Annotated in this window: 10 protein-coding genes; 7 read left to right on the top strand and 3 right to left on the bottom strand. The window is 45.1% G+C overall.

All coding sequences use genetic code 11. The annotated features are described in order from the left end of the window. Positions 1–116 precede the first annotated feature (116 nt). The 7 genes from thrA to L0U88_RS07965 all read left to right on the top strand — a co-directional run bounded on the left by thrA (position 117) and on the right by L0U88_RS07965 (position 8,600). Entirely contained in the window at positions 117–2,561 is a 2,445-nt protein-coding gene (thrA, locus tag L0U88_RS07995; protein ID WP_234865340.1) for a bifunctional aspartate kinase/homoserine dehydrogenase I, read from the top strand. A gap of 13 nt (positions 2,562–2,574) precedes the next feature. Beyond that, positions 2,575–3,534, top strand: coding sequence for a homoserine kinase (locus tag L0U88_RS07990; RefSeq protein ID WP_234865338.1), 960 nt, complete (start codon positions 2,575–2,577; stop codon positions 3,532–3,534). Between the two features lie 87 nt (positions 3,535–3,621). Beyond that, complete coding sequence (thrC, locus tag L0U88_RS07985; RefSeq protein ID WP_234865337.1) at positions 3,622–4,929, top strand: threonine synthase; 1,308 nt, start codon at positions 3,622–3,624, stop codon at positions 4,927–4,929. 77 nt (positions 4,930–5,006) lie between these two features. Next, positions 5,007–5,690, top strand: a complete 684-nt coding sequence (locus tag L0U88_RS07980) for a response regulator transcription factor (protein ID WP_234865336.1) — start codon at positions 5,007–5,009, stop codon at positions 5,688–5,690. Between the two features lies 1 nt (position 5,691). Further along, positions 5,692–7,065, top strand: a complete 1,374-nt coding sequence (locus L0U88_RS07975) for a HAMP domain-containing sensor histidine kinase (protein WP_234865335.1) — start codon at positions 5,692–5,694, stop codon at positions 7,063–7,065. A 118-nt stretch (positions 7,066–7,183) separates the two neighbouring features. Next, positions 7,184–7,669 carry a hypothetical protein gene (locus tag L0U88_RS07970; protein WP_234865333.1) on the top strand — a complete coding sequence of 162 codons (486 nt, stop codon included), beginning with the start codon at positions 7,184–7,186 and terminating at the stop codon, positions 7,667–7,669. 19 nt (positions 7,670–7,688) lie between these two features. Beyond that, positions 7,689–8,600, top strand: a complete 912-nt coding sequence (locus L0U88_RS07965; RefSeq protein ID WP_234865331.1) for a bestrophin family protein — start codon at positions 7,689–7,691, stop codon at positions 8,598–8,600. On the opposite strand, the gene L0U88_RS07960 is transcribed toward L0U88_RS07965, so the two are convergent. The 3 genes from L0U88_RS07960 to rpoB form a co-directional block, all read right to left on the bottom strand. Next, positions 8,601–10,481 (bottom strand): S9 family peptidase, encoded by a 1,881-nt coding sequence (locus L0U88_RS07960; protein WP_234865329.1) that lies wholly within the window; start codon positions 10,479–10,481, stop codon positions 8,601–8,603. Positions 10,482–10,610: 129 nt separating this feature from the next. Next, complete coding sequence (locus L0U88_RS07955) at positions 10,611–11,696, bottom strand: calcium:cation antiporter (protein ID WP_234865327.1); 1,086 nt, start codon at positions 11,694–11,696, stop codon at positions 10,611–10,613. Between the two features lie 76 nt (positions 11,697–11,772). Further along, complete coding sequence (rpoB, locus tag L0U88_RS07950) at positions 11,773–15,576, bottom strand: DNA-directed RNA polymerase subunit beta (protein WP_234865325.1); 3,804 nt, start codon at positions 15,574–15,576, stop codon at positions 11,773–11,775. Between the last annotated feature and the right edge of the window lie 25 nt (positions 15,577–15,601).

Below are 15,601 nucleotides of genomic sequence, written 5' to 3'. Positions count from 1 at the left end.
CTATTACAACCCGCTAAGGGTTGTACATTACCATATTATGCCATGGGCCTTCGGGCTGTTTTTTCCAGGAATTATCAGTTCAATTATTCAGATTCTTTATCATCATTATCCATTTTATGCAGGTATTAAAATTCGGCGGCACATCTGTTGGCAGTCCGGAAGCAATTCAGAATGTTATCTCCATCGTTTCAGAAAAAATCAAAAAGAATAAAGTAATCACGGTAGTATCGGCTTTTGGTGGAACCACAGACCTGCTCCTGCAATGCGGGCAAATGGCTGCAAGCGGGGATGAGGCTTACAAGGAACTGATCCAGAAAATTACTACCAGGCATCTGGATGCGGTGAAACAACTCATACCGGTTCAGCAGCAGAGCAGTTACCTGAGTGCAGTCAAAAAGAGCTGCAATGAAGTAGAAGATCTTTGTAATGGAATTTTTCTGTTGGGAGAAACTACGGCCCGTACGAAAGATAAACTGGTGAGTTATGGTGAACTCATCTCTTCCCAGATCATAACGGCGGCATTTCAGGCAGCGGGAGTTGCTACCACCTGGTGGGACAGCCGAAAACTGATTCGTACCAATGCACAATATGGAAATGCGATTGTTGATTTCAAAACAACAGAAGCGCAATTGAAAACTGCAGCAGAAGAGGTAAGTGGCAATCATATTGTAATGCCTGGATTCATCGCCTCCAGCGCAGAAGGAATAACCACTACACTGGGCCGGGGCGGTTCCGATTATACAGCTGCCATTGCAGCAGCCTGCCTGGATGCTGAATCACTTGAAATCTGGACAGATGTAAGTGGTATGATGACAGCTGATCCGCGCTGGGTACCCAATGCCAGGGTGATACCAACCATCTCTTACCAGGAAGCCATGGAGTTATCTCATTTCGGCGCGAAGGTGATTTATCCGCCTACTATCCAGCCGGTAATGAACAAACAGATTCCGATATGGATTAAAAATACTTTTGCAGCAGCTGATACAGGAACCCTGATTCAACAGGAAGGATATCGCAACGGCTCACCTGTAAGAGGCATATCAAGCATCAACAAATTAGCCTTACTGAGCCTCGAAGGAAGCGGCATGGTGGGAGTACCGGGCTTTTCACGCAGGTTGTTTGAAGCCTTGTCGGCACAGCAAATCAATGTAATTCTGATAACGCAGGGATCCTCTGAACATTCCATTTGCGTAGGAGTAGATGAAGCTGCTGCAGAACTGGCGAAAGAAGCTGTAGATGCAGCATTCGCGCCGGAGATCAGTTTGCAGAAAGTGGATCCACTTGAAATTGAAAAAGGATTATCCATTGTTGCATTGGTGGGAGAACAAATGAAGAGTCATCCTGGTATCAGTGGTAAACTCTTTGGCGCTCTCGGTCGCAACGGGGTGAATGTTCGGGCCATTGCACAAGGTTCTTCCGAGCGGAATATTTCGGCTGTAATTGCAACATCAGATGTAAAGAAAGCTATCAACTTACTGCATGAAGAATTCTTTGAAACCAGTCTCAAGCAGGTGAACCTCTTCATCAGTGGTGTTGGCAATGTGGGTAGTCGTTTGCTGCAACAGTTACATCAGCAACAACAATATCTGCTGCATCATAATAAGCTGCAATTGAGAGTAGTTGGATTGGCCAACAGTAAGAAAATCGCGTTTAGCGAGGATGCGATTGACTTATCCAACTGGAAAGCATTTCTTGATAATGGAAAAGAAGCAAGCATACATGAATTTGTAGATGGCATACTGGAACGCAACCTGAGAAATACCGTATTTGTAGATATCACTGCCAGCAAGGAAGTGGCCGGCGTTTATCCCAGGCTGTTAGAAAAGAGTTGTGCGGTAGTTGCCTGCAATAAAATTGCCTGCTCTTCTCCGTATGTATATTACCGTGAGTTGAAAGAAAAAGCAAGAGTAAACAATACAGGATTTCTCTTTGAAACCAATGTGGGCGCAGGCTTACCGGTAATTGGCACACTGAACGACCTGGTGAGAAGCGGTGACAAAATCAAACGGATTGAGGCTGTACTGAGTGGAACACTGAATTACGTATTCAATCATTATGATGGATCAAGACCATTTGCGGAAGTAGTTCGCCAGGCACAGAATGAAGGTTATACCGAGCCGGATCCGCGCCTTGATCTGAGTGGAACCGATGTGATGCGTAAGATCATGATCCTTGCAAGAGAAGCGGGAGAGCAACTGGAAATGGATGCGATCACCAATCATCGTTTCCTGCCGGCTTCCTGTATGGAAGGTTCTGTTGAAGATTTTTATGCCAGCATGTTAAAGGAAGAAGATCATTTCCGGAACATCTATGAGGAAGCCAATAAAAATGGAAACAAACTCAAATTTGTGGCGGCCTTTCATAATGGTAAAGCGGAAGTTGGCTTGCAGCAGATAAGTCCGGGTCATGATTTGTATCATCTCTATGGCAAGGATAACATCGTATTATTCTATACCGAAAGATATCCTGAGCAACCGATGGTGATCAAAGGAGCGGGAGCAGGTGCAGATGTAACAGCCTCCGGCGTATTTGCTGATATTTTAAGAGCTACTCTAACCTGAGAAATCCATTCAGATGCAAACTAACCTTAACATACAACCGCTTTTTGATACGGAGATTGAAGTGCTTTGTCCGGCTACTGTAGCCAACCTGGTATGTGGATTTGATATCCTCGGGATGGCATTACAGGATCCTTCGGATCGAATCCGAATGCGACTAAGCAAGGAACCGGGTATCCGGATTCAGCACACCGATGAATACAAACTACCAACGGAACCGGCACAGAATGTAGCCGGTGCCGCATTGCTGGATCTTTTACAGGCCATTCCTGAACCTGTTGGAATTGAGATTAGCATCACCAAAGAAATTAAGCCCGGCAGTGGGCTGGGTTCCAGTGCTGCCAGTGCTGCCGGAGCAGTGGTAGGTGCGAACTACCTGCTTGGAAAACCTTTCTCTGATGAAGACCTGGTACGTTTTGCCATGGCAGGTGAAAAGGTGGCGAGTGGTGTGAAACATGCCGACAATATCACGCCCTGTATCCTGGGTGGGGTAACCCTTATACGCTCTATTTTCCCGCTGGATATCATTGGCTTGTCGGCCCCGCCCTTACAGGTTACAGTAGTGCATCCCCAGATTGAAGTACGGACCTCCGATGCCAGGCAGATACTGAGAAAAGAGGTCTTACTGAAAGATGCCATCCGGCAGTGGGGCAATATAGCCGGACTGGTAGCAGGCTTTTTGAAAGAAGACTATGAGTTGATTGGAAGATCGCTGGAGGATGTGATCATTGAACCGGTTCGAAGCATCCTGATACCTGGCTTTGATGAAGTAAAACAACGCTCTAAAGCAGCCGGTGCATTGGGAGGGGGAATCAGTGGTTCGGGACCGTCAATTTTCATGCTCAGCAAAGAAGCGGCAACCGCCAACAGTATTGCAGAGATCATGAAGCAGGTATATACCCAGTTAGGAATAGAATCCAAAGTATATGTTACCTCAATTAATTCAAAGGGTTGTGAGGTACGGATCACGGGATAAAGGAGGAAAGGGGGAAAGGAAGAGGGAACGTGAGACGTGAGAAGTGAGACGTGAGACAATTCATAATTCATAATTCTAAATTCATAATTGTTGCATTACTATAGTTTACAGCATACAGCGCCGAGGGTTGATTTCAGGACGGCTACCATACAGGGACAGGCGCCTGACGGGGGCTTGTATTTTCCGGAAAGCATTCCGCAGTTACCGGCATCCATCCTTAACAACTTAGCCGGATTATCGAGGGAAGCGCTTGCCTATGAAGTGATTCGTCCTTTTGTTGGCGATACGATTCCGGAGGATGAATTACGCAGGATAGTAGCTGAAACAATTGACTTTCCGATACCGCTCAAACAGGTGTACGACGGGGTATATTCCCTGGAATTATTTCACGGTCCCACACTAGCTTTTAAAGATATCGGAGCCAGATTTATGAGTCGCTGCCTGGGCTATTTTGCCCGCGATGAAAAACAGCCGATTACGGTGTTGGTAGCCACCTCCGGTGATACCGGGGGAGCTGTAGCGAGTGGCTTTCACAACGTGGAAGGAGTACGCGTGGTGATCCTCTATCCTTCCGGGAAAGTAAGTTCCGTACAGGAAAAACAATTGACCACTTTTGGTGATAATATCCATGCACTTGAGGTGGATGGCAATTTTGATGATTGCCAGCAACTGGTAAAAAGAGCCTTCAAGGATGCCGAACTGACCAGCCAACTCTTTCTTACATCGGCCAATTCCATCAATGTTGCCAGGTGGTTGCCACAACAGTTTTATTATTTCTTCGCGCTGCAGCAATGGAAGGAAAAACAGCCGCCGGTATTCAGCGTACCAAGTGGCAATTTTGGAAATATTTGTGCCGGCATGATGGCCTGGAAAGCAGGGCTTCCGGTACGTCATTTTATAGCCGCCTGCAATGCCAACGATGTAGTGCCAAGGTTCCTTGAAACAGGCGACTATGAACCCCGAAAAGCCATACCCACTATTTCAAATGCCATGGATGTGGGAGATCCCAGCAATTTTGTACGCATATTGGAACTGTTTGGAAAAGACCGGGACCAATTAAAGACCATGTTGTCGAGTTATCGCACAAGCGATCAACGCACCAGGGAACTCATCCGGTCTATGTACCAACAGCATGCCTACCTGCCAGACCCGCATGGAGCAGTAGGCTTTGATGCCCTGGCTGACTGGATCGGGCAGCATCCTGGCCAAAAAGGAATCGTATTGGAAACTGCCCACCCGATTAAATTCCTGGATGTGGTAGAACCTGTAATTGGTCAACCGGTACCAGTACCGGCAAGCATTGAAGAAACGTTAACGAAAACCAAAAATGCAACACAGATTGAGGTGGACTATAGCAAAATGAAGGACTATTTAGTAAATTCTAATCCTTTCTAATCCGGTTTTAAACTTTCTAAGTGCAGAACCGTTTAGTTTCGCTTTAAAGGATGAAGGACCCGCGCTAAAACACATTTATGCTCAGTGTATTATTGGTTGAGGACGAAATTTCTGTAGGCAATCTGATAAATAAAGGGTTGTCTGAGAGAGGATATAAAATCAGTATTGCCCCGGATGGTGACATTGGCTATGAAATGGCCACCAAAAATGAATTTGATATCATGATCCTGGACATCATGTTGCCAGGGATGAACGGACTGGAATTATGCAAGCGCCTCAGAAATAATAAAATCGATACTCCCATTCTGATGCTCACTGCACTAAGTAGTACAGAGAATATCGTAACCGGGCTCGACAGCGGAGCTGATGATTATATAACCAAGCCATTCAAGTTTGCAGAACTGGAAGCCCGGATTCGCTCTCTTGCGAGACGTAAACACCCTTTGCAAACTGAGGAAACCAATGTGTTGCGGGTAGCTGACCTGGAAATGAATCCGGATAGTAAAATGGTAACACGAAATGGCAAAAGAATCAGTCTCACTTCCACTGAATTCAGGCTGCTGGAGTTCCTGATGAAAAACAAAGGGAAGGTGTTATCCAGGATGACCATATTGGAGAATGTCTGGGGCATTGATTTCAATATCAGCACGAATGTGGTAGATGTTTATATCAACTATGTACGTAAGAAAATTGAGACTTCATTCGAACAGAAACTGCTGCATACCGTTGTGGGAATGGGATATGTTATAAAGGATTCCTGATATGAAAGTCCAGACCAAAACCGGTATTCTTTTCACTGTTATAACAGCTACCATCATCCTGATCATCAGCTGGACATCCTATTTCATTACACAGAGTTTTGTGAGCAGGGATTTTTTCAAACGGCTTGAAATCAGGGTAATTGTTGCCACGAAAGTATTATTTGAACAGGATCATATTGCTACAACCACCTATGAGGAACTTCGAAAGCGATACCTGGAAACGCTGACGCAGGAAAAAGAGTATGTTTTCAGAGTGGACACATTGGATCGGTTGAAAGAGAGAAAAAATTTCATCCCCTACTCCTATCTGCAAAATATAATTGCGCTAAAAGGTACTCCTGTTTATTTCAATAAAGGGGATATAGATTTTGCAGGTTTGTATTACCCGGATGAAACCGGCGAATATATTGTTATAAAATCTGCGGTAAATGAATATGGCATCAGTACCCTGAAAAACCTGCGCAATATTAAAATCGCCACATTTATCCTGGCAGTAATCATCGTTTATACAACCAGTATTTTCTTCTCCCGCAAAACCTTTCAGCCGGTGCGGGATATCATCGAGAAAACCAAAAATATCAGTGCGTATAATCTTGGCTTACGCCTGGAAGATAAAGGAGGAGGTGATGAAATCGCTGAGTTATCAAAGACATTCAACAATATGCTGGACCGGCTCCAGACATCCTTTGAAACGCAGAATAATTTTATCAGCAATGCCTCGCATGAATTACGTACGCCACTTACCAATATTATCGGGGAAGCCGACTGGGCATTAACACGTCCGAGGACTGTGGAGGAATACCAGCAGTCAATCAGCTCCATTCAACAACATGCGGATCAGCTAAACAAAATCACTTCTGAACTGCTGACCATGTCGCAGATCAGTTTCAATGGCCAGCAACAGGAATGGGAAGAAATCGGGGTATATGAACTGGTGGAAGAGTCTGCTTTCTCTGTTAAAAATCTGATCAAAGGAACGCAGCTCAACCTCTCCATTGACGAGGAAATTCTGTCCAATGAAAAGATCACTATTAATGGAATTAGAACATTATTAAAACTGGCGCTTGGCAATATAATAGCTAATGGCGCCAAATATTCCAGCCAGAAAACAGTGGATATCCAGGTAAAAAAACTGGGAACAACAATATCTATAACGATCACAGATAAAGGAATTGGAATCCCTGCAAATGAGATCCAGCGCGTATTTGAGCCATTTTTCAGGGGAAGTAATACGCGTTCATTTGAAGGCTATGGAGTAGGACTACCATTGGCCAAAAACATCATCCGGATCCACCACGGAAACATTGAGGTGAACTCTGTTGAGTCGAAAGGAACAAGTGTAATAATAACTCTGCCTATATACAACGGAGCTTAAACAATTTTAAGCTCCAGCTAATTTTCTTATAATTTTCTTATGATCATCTAAAGAAAGTTTTATGTGAAGCTTACCCGTTTCTAAGAGGCAATTAAGAGCTTTACATAAAATGATGATAATGAAAAACATTTTATTCCCAACTGATTTTACACCACAATCTCTCAGTGTTTTGGAGCTGTATATAAAAAGCAATTCCACCTATAAAAACACCATCGTATTGTTTGCCGCATTTGAAATGCCCGAGTCAGAACAGGATGTGGTAGGAGCAGACAATAAACCTCACCTCCTGGTTATGAATGAAGAGTTCAGGAAAGGATGCAAACGACTGAAGGAAAAATATTCGGAAAGAATCAGCAATATCTATTATAAATACATGTACGGAAATACGCTCAAAGTATTCAAAAACCATCTTGAGTTCAATGATATAGACGAAGTGTTTTTTCCAGAGGCATATACACTGATTCAACCTCATCAGCGCTTCCTGAATCCTGCGTCCTTTATCAATGCAGCACCGGTGAAAGTAATCAGAGAAGTTCCTGTTGTATCCGCCCAAAAGCCCAAACAGGTGGTTACGCAGAAGAGAGAACTGAGTGCATCCTATTAACTTATCCTAACCCGATCACATGCTTTTAAAAAACCACATCCCGTTTGCCTATATATTCGGGAAAATAAAAACCGAGTTACTACTCATCACGCTGTATGCTATTGTGATCGCGGTTTTATATGAAAACTATCATATTACCCGGATTTCCATTCCTATTGCAGTACCCACGATTCTTGGAACAATTATATCCCTTTTACTTGGCTTCAGAAGCAACCAGGCATATGACAGGTGGTGGGAAGCCAGGCATATCTGGGGAGCTATTGTAAATGATTCCAGAACCCTTGGCAGGCAGGTGATCAGCTTTACCAGTAACCTGTATGAAGATGAGAATATTATCCGTTTCAGGCAGCGAATCGTCAACCGCCAGATAGCCTGGAATTATGCCCTTGGCCAATCTCTCAGAAAAAAGTCGGCATTAAAAGGACTGGAAAAAAGACTTTCCAAAAAGGACTTTGAATATGTGGAAGCATTTGACAATGTTCCCACGGCACTATTGGACCTGCACGCAAGAGATATAAAACTTGCCCTGGACAAGGGGTGGATCAACACTTACCAGCATGTAGAACTGGACCGTACGCTGAGTCGCTTATGCGATAGCATGGGAAAATGCGAGCGAATAAAAAACACAGTATTCCCTGTGACCTATAGTCTGTACATCCACTTTGCCTTGTTGTTATTTATTGCCCTGCTGCCCTTTGGTGTGATCCAGTATTTCGGGATGTTTGAAGTGCCCCTGGTGGTTGCTATTTCCGCATCTTTTTTACTGATTGAAAAGATGGCGATTCATTTGCAGGATCCATTTGAAAACAAACCTACCGATACTCCAATGACCAGCATCGCTTCAGGTATTGAGAAAAACCTGAAGCAGATGCTGGCCGAGGAAACACCGGAACAGGAACTAGTTCCTGAAAAGGCGTATTATATGATGTGATTACTTGAGGTATTTATTATACCAGGCAATATGACGTTTCAACCTGTCTATCTGGTAACTGGGAACTGATATACCATGGTATTGCTTGGGATAGATAACCAGTTCAGTTGGAATACCCACTGACTTAAATGCCTGGTACATTTGCTCTGCTCCGGCTACCGGAACATTAAAATCGCTCTCGCTTGCCATAAACAGCGTGGGCGTTTTTATTTTATCCACTTTGAAAAACGGATAGGACAATGCCAGCCATTTGTCGCGGTTTTTCCAGGGCACACCTAATTCATATTCATACTGTGCGATATACTGATCACTGCCATAGAGGCTTAACTGAAGCGAACTACCTGCACCGCTTACAGCTGCTTTAAAACGGGTATCGGTTGCAATGGTATAGTTAGTTGTGATACCACCATAACTCCAGCCTCCCAGGCCCATACGAGCGGGATCTGCAACACCTGTAGCAACCAGGTGATTGGCTACTCCTACCACGTCCATCACTTCTTTATTACCCCAATCGCCATAGATAGACCGGATGTAGGCAACTCCCCTGCCACTGCTACCCCTGTAATTCACGGCAGCAACTGCATAACCTGCAGCAGCATATACCATACGTGTCATATCAAAATCAAACTCATCCTGTGCTACCGGTCCACCGTGTATAAAAATCACCAACGGCAGTTTTTGACCTGCCTGGTAGGTATGTGGTTTATAAAGGATTCCGGATACCTTGGTACCATCTTTACTGGTTGATTGAAAGCCTTCCACCAGGGGCAATTGAAGCGGCGCCAGGAAGCTATCCTGGTGATGTGTCAACTGACGCAGTTGCCCGGATTCAAAAGCAAACAGTTCTGCAGGAAGCGTTGGCGTACTTCTTAATCCAACCCATGTTTTCTTTGCAGTATTGAGCTCCATTCCATAAAAACTATGATCTCCGCTGGTGAGTGTTTCATGTGCTCCTGTGCTGGCATTTACCCGAATCACCTGAACCCTGCGATCGTCTTCCATTAAGGCGAGCAATGCCTGTCCGTCTGCTTCCCAACGGATATTCTGAACCGGACGGTCCAGCTGGGAACTAAGCAATCGCGGCTTCCGGTCGTCCATGGAAATAACTCCAAGGATGGAGTGCCCGTACATGGTAAAATCATCCTGGCTGGTGCTTTGGAGGTAGGCTATATGCCTGCTATCCGGACTGAAAACAGGCCTGCTATCGCTGCCTTTCCAACTGGTTAAGGCCTGGGGAACAGCACCTTTTTTTAGTTCCATCAGATAGATATCTGAATTATCATTTTTGTCAGGCACCTGGGTTCGGTTACTCACAAATGCCAGCCATTTACCATCCGGAGAAATGGCAGGCTGTGTTTCAGAATATACACCGGAAGTCAGTGTATCCAGTTTGCCTGAGGGAATATCAAACAAATAGAGATGCGTTCCTGTGCTGTCCAGGTATCCTTCCCGGTCTTGCTTGAATTGATAACGATTAATTACATAAGGCTTCCGGATCTTGCTGGCTGCCGTATCTGAATAGTCGGGATCAGAAATACTAAGCACCAGTTTTTGTCCGTCTGGCGTCCACACGTACTCATTAATAGAGCCCTTGATATTGGTTATTCTTTTCGGCTCTCCTCCTTTTGTCGGAAGCGCATATACCTGGCTGTTTTTATCACCTGTTCGGGTCGATAAAAACGAAATATACTTACCATCCGGGCTCCATTTGGGAGCAGATTCACCGGCAGCATCATACGTTAATTGCCAGTTTTCCTTCCCGTCCCAGCCCATCATCCATAAATCTGAGCTGGACTTGTCTTTAGCACTGTCAACCGAACGAACCTGATAAACGATCCAGTTTCCGTCAGGTGATACCTGGGGAGAAGAGACTGTTTTCATTCGGTAAATGTCTTCTGGCTGAAGCTCTCTTTTTGTTTGCGCTACTACGTTTGTGAGGGATCCTATCCCAATAAGCAGAGTTATAACCTGTTTCATAAATAAAATGGAAAACAGGAATTTACGAATTGCTTATGGAATAATCGTGACAAATAAATAAACAAAGAATAAAAGCACCAGGATAATGCCTTGCAGGATATTGGTTTTCCCGGTTCTTAGTGACATCATCACCACCAGCAGGGATATCAATAAGAGCATAGAAGACTTGGAATCAATTCCCAGTAAGAGGTCAAATCCCATCAGAATACTTACGCCGGCGACTACTGGAATCGTTAACCCAATACTTGCGAGTGCAGAGCCGAGTGCCAGATTTAAACTGGTCTGGAGCCGGTTGTTTTTTGCCGCGCGGTAGGCAGCCAATCCTTCCGGCAATAATACCACCATGGCAATGATAATGCCCACCAGGGTTTTGGGTGCCCCAATACTCTCAATACTGGATTCAATTACAGGAGAAAGTGATTTGCCCAATAATACAACGGCAACCAATGCCAGCACCAGCAATACCAGGGATAACACAAATACTTTTGTACTTGGAGGAGGAGCATGGACCTCACTGTTTTCCTCTCCAACTTCAGGCAGGAAATAATCTCGATGCCGGATCGTCTGAATGAAAACAAAACTGAGGTAAATAATCAGGGTTACAATGCCGACAAACAGCAATTGCGATGGAGAATAGGATGGGCCCATCTGTGTAGTGGTGTAGTTGGGAAGTACCATTGTCAAAAATGAAATGGCCAGCAAGGCAACCAATGAGGCGCTGATCCCATCCAGGCCAAATGTCTGTTCCCGGTGACGCAATCCTCCTATCAGTAAACAAAGTCCTGTAATCGCGTTTAAAATGATCATTATGGCCGCAAATATGGTATCCCTTGCGAGCGTTTCAGTTCCGGGTCCACCAGCCATCATGAGAGATACAATCAATGCCACTTCAATGGTGGTAACAGCTATTGCCAGCACCAGGGTACCATAAGGTTCTCCTACTTTATGTGCTACCACTTCTGCATGATGCACTGCAACCAGCACCGCACTAATGAGTCCGCCGATCAAAACCAAATTATACCAACCCGGACTATCGGCTGGTTTCAAAAAATAAAGTAACAGGGATAGAAAGGGTACAATTTCGGTCCATCTTCTGATAACTTTGGTCAATAGAGTCATACCTGTGTACTTTGATGTAATATAAAAAAAAGAGGGTACCAATTGGCACCCTCTTTTTACTTATAAAAAGATTTGATTAATCAAATTTCAAATCAAGTCCCAGCCCTCTCAATTCATGGATCAATACATTGAAAGATTCCGGTACACCAGCTCTTGGAATGTTGTCACCTTTAACGATGGCCTCATAGGTCTTAGCGCGACCAATAATATCATCCGACTTAATAGTTAACAATTCCTGGAGGATGTTAGATGCTCCGTACGCTTCCAGTGCCCACACTTCCATCTCACCGAAACGCTGACCACCGAACTGAGCTTTACCACCCAGAGGCTGCTGTGTGATGAGAGAGTATGGTCCGATTGAACGTGCGTGCATCTTATCGTCCACCATGTGGTGCAGTTTGATCATATAGATGATACCAACTGTTGCTTTCTGGTGGAAGCGATCACCGGTTTCACCATCATACAGATAAGTGTGACCCATCATCGGGATACCTGCATCCTGGCAATACTGCTCGATTTCATCAGTGCTTGCACCATCGAAGATCGGAGTAGCAAAGCGTACATTCAGTTGCTCACCGCACCATCCAAGTACAGTTTCATAGATCTGTCCGAGGTTCATACGTGAAGGTACACCCAGTGGGTTCAGTACAATATCCACCGGCTCACCATTTTCGAGGAATGGCATGTCTTCTGCACGAACGATCTTAGCTACGATACCTTTGTTACCGTGGCGACCGGCCATCTTATCACCTACTTTCAGCTTACGCTTAACAGCGAGGTAAACTTTCGCGAGTTTCAATACACCTGCAGGTAATTCATCACCGATGCTGATGTTGAATTTCTCACGCTTATAACGACCTAGTTCTTCGTTGTACTTGATGCTGTAGTTGTGCAGCAGAATATTGATCTGGCTGTCGATTTTTTCATCGCCAGTCCAGCCAAGCGGATTGATGTTCAGGAAGTCAAGTCCCGCCAGGTTCTTGGCAGTAAACTTCGCACCCTTACCAATCTGTACTTCACCGAAGTTGTTGCTAACACCTGCAGAAGGTTTTTCTTTCAACAGGGTCTGCAATTTGCTCAGCAATACTTCCTGGAGATCTGCTGTATTCTTCTCGTGAACTTTTTCTACTTTTTCCAAAGCAGCCTTCTCACGAACTTTTGCATTCTTATCTTTCTTCGCGCGCTGGAACAGTTTCTTGTCGATTACCACACCTTCCACACCATTTGGTGCTTTCAGGGAAGCATCTTTCGCGTCACCTGCTTTATCACCGAAGATTGCACGGAGCAGTTTTTCTTCCGGTGTAGGATCAGATTCTCCTTTCGGAGTGATCTTACCGATCAGGATATCACCTTCCTTCACCTGGGCACCGACACGAATGATACCATTCTCATCGAGGTCTTTGGTGGCTTCTTCAGAAACGTTTGGAATATCCGGAGTCAGTTCTTCTTCACCGAGTTTGGTATCACGCACTTCCAGTTCATATTCAGAAATGTGAATGGAAGTAAACAGGTCTTCACGAACTACTTTTTCATTGATTACAATCGCATCCTCAAAGTTGTAACCTTTCCAGGGCATGAAGGCCACTTTCAGGTTACGTCCCAGTGCGATTTCACCACCCTGTACAGCGTATCCTTCTGTAAGGAAATCACCTTCTTTAACCTGCTGACCTTTTTTCACAGCCGGCTTCAGGGTGATGGAAGTTTCCTGGTTGGTCTTCTGGTATTTAGTCAGGCGGTAAACAATCAGGTCTTCTTCGAAGCTAACGAGACGCTGCTCATCATTACGATCGTACCGGATATGAATTTCATTACCGTCAACATATTCAACCACACCATTACCTTCAGCAAGAATCTGAACACGCGCGTCACGGGCAGCTTTTGCCTCCAAACCGGTACCTACGATAGGAACCTGTGGTTTGATCAGCGGTACAGCCTGACGTTGCATGTTTGATCCCATCAGGGCACGGTTGGCGTCATCGTGCTCAAGGAAAGGAATCAGAGAGGCGGACAGACCCACAATCTGGTTGGGGGCTACGTCCATGAACTCAACTTCAGTTTTATCGAGGATGGGGAAATCACCGGTTTCGCGACTGGTAATTTTCTCATCAACAAATTCACCATTTTCTGCCAGCGGCGTATTTGCCTGAGCGATCTTGGCAGTATCTTCTTCTTCAGCACTCAGGAAGGTCAGTTCCTTCATGTTTACTTTACCATTCTCAACTTTCCGATAAGGCGTTTCAATGAAGCCCATCTCGTTGATCTTCGCGTGTACGCAAAGAGTTGAGATCAGACCGATGTTTGGTCCTTCCGGTGTTTCAATGGTACAAAGACGACCATAGTGAGAGTAGTGTACGTCACGAACCTCAAAGCCTGCACGCTCCCGGCTCAAACCACCTGGTCCGAGTGCAGAGATACGACGCTTGTGCGTGATCTCAGACAGGGGGTTGGTCTGGTCAAGGAACTGAGACAGCTGGCTGGTTCCGAAGAAGGAATTGATAACGGAAGAAAGGGTACGCGCATTGATCAGATCAACAGGCGTAAATACTTCATTATCGCGAACATTCATACGCTCACGGATGGTACGGGCCATACGGGCCAGACCTACACCGAACTGCGCATACAATTGTTCACCAACAGTACGAACACGACGGTTGCTCAGGTGATCGATATCATCGATTTCTGCTTTACCGTTAGTCAGACGTACCAGGTATTTGATGATCTCAATGATATCTTCCTTGGTCAATACTTTATGATCAAGAGGATAATTGAGGTTCAGTTTGCGGTTGATTTTGTAGCGACCAACTTCTCCCAGGTCATAACGCTTGTCTGAGAAGAAGAGTTTGTCGATGATACCACGTGCAGTTTCATCATCCGGAGCATCAGCACCACGCAACTGGCGGTAGATATGCTGAACCGCTTCCAGTTCACTGTTGGAGGTATCCTTATTCAGGGTATTATAGATGATCGCATAATCACCACCTACATCTTCGCGCTGCAGGAATACACTCTTTACATCCATATCCACAATCACGTCGATCGCTTCTTCATCCAGGATGGTATCACGCTCCATAACTACCTCATTCCGCTCGATGGAAACTACCTCACCGGTATCTTCATCCACGAAGTCTTCTACCCAAGTACGCAGTACACGGGCAGCGAGTTTTTTACCCAGGTATTTTTCCAGGGCTTTCTTCTCTCCTTTCACTTCATCGGCCATACCGAAGAGTTCCAGGATATCTTTATCAGTTTCGAAGCCGATAGAACGCAGAAGGGTAGTTACAGGGAACTTCTTCTTACGATCGATATAGGCATACATCACGTTGTTGATGTCGGTAGCAAATTCCATCCAGGCTCCTTTGAAAGGAATAACCCGTGCAGAATAGATCTTGGTACCATTCGGGTGAATAGACTGCCCGAAGAATACACCTGGGGAACGATGCAGCTGGGAAACAACTACACGCTCAGCACCATTGATCACAAAGGTACCGCGGGGGGTCATGTAAGGAATGTTTCCGAGGAATACATCCTGTACGATGGTCTGGAAGTCCACGTGCTCTTCGTCATTACAACTCAGGCGCAACTTGGCTTTCAGGGGAACTGCGTAGGTAAGTCCGCGTTCCATACACTCTTCAATAGTGTAACGGGGAGGATCAATGAAATAATCCAGAAACTCCAGTACGAAGATATTCCTGGTGTCGGTGATCGGGAAGTTCTCCTTGAACACCTTAAACAGGCCTTCGTTGTTACGTTTGTCGGGAGTGGTTTCTAATTGAAAGAAGTCTTTAAACGATTGAATCTGCACTTCCAGCAGGTCAGGAGCTTCAGCGAGGTGTTTGATCTTACCAAAGTTGATCCTGGTGTTCTGTTTAGTTGAAGACATATGTATTTTAAACCGGTTTTAAAGT

The organism is Flavihumibacter fluminis (assembly GCF_021491375.1).
In the GTDB taxonomy this organism is placed as follows: Bacteria; Bacteroidota; Bacteroidia; order Chitinophagales; family Chitinophagaceae; genus Flavihumibacter; species Flavihumibacter fluminis.
This window is presented reverse-complemented; position numbering and strand designations above follow the sequence as displayed.

Coding starts and splice junctions, on each gene's coding strand:
- thrA (WP_234865340.1), top strand. CDS start 117: ATGCAGGTATTAAAATTCGGCGGCACATCTGTTGGCAGTCCGGAAGCA.
- L0U88_RS07990 (WP_234865338.1), top strand. CDS start 2,575: ATGCAAACTAACCTTAACATACAACCGCTTTTTGATACGGAGATTGAA.
- L0U88_RS07980 (WP_234865336.1), top strand. CDS start 5,007: ATGCTCAGTGTATTATTGGTTGAGGACGAAATTTCTGTAGGCAATCTG.
- L0U88_RS07975 (WP_234865335.1), top strand. CDS start 5,692: ATGAAAGTCCAGACCAAAACCGGTATTCTTTTCACTGTTATAACAGCT.
- L0U88_RS07970 (WP_234865333.1), top strand. CDS start 7,184: ATGAAAAACATTTTATTCCCAACTGATTTTACACCACAATCTCTCAGT.
- L0U88_RS07965 (WP_234865331.1), top strand. CDS start 7,689: ATGCTTTTAAAAAACCACATCCCGTTTGCCTATATATTCGGGAAAATA.
- L0U88_RS07960 (WP_234865329.1), bottom strand. CDS start 10,481: ATGAAAACAGTCTCTTCTCCCCAGGTATCACCTGACGGAAACTGGATC.
- L0U88_RS07955 (WP_234865327.1), bottom strand. CDS start 11,696: ATGACTCTATTGACCAAAGTTATCAGAAGATGGACCGAAATTGTACCC.
- rpoB (WP_234865325.1), bottom strand. CDS start 15,576: ATGTCTTCAACTAAACAGAACACCAGGATCAACTTTGGTAAGATCAAA.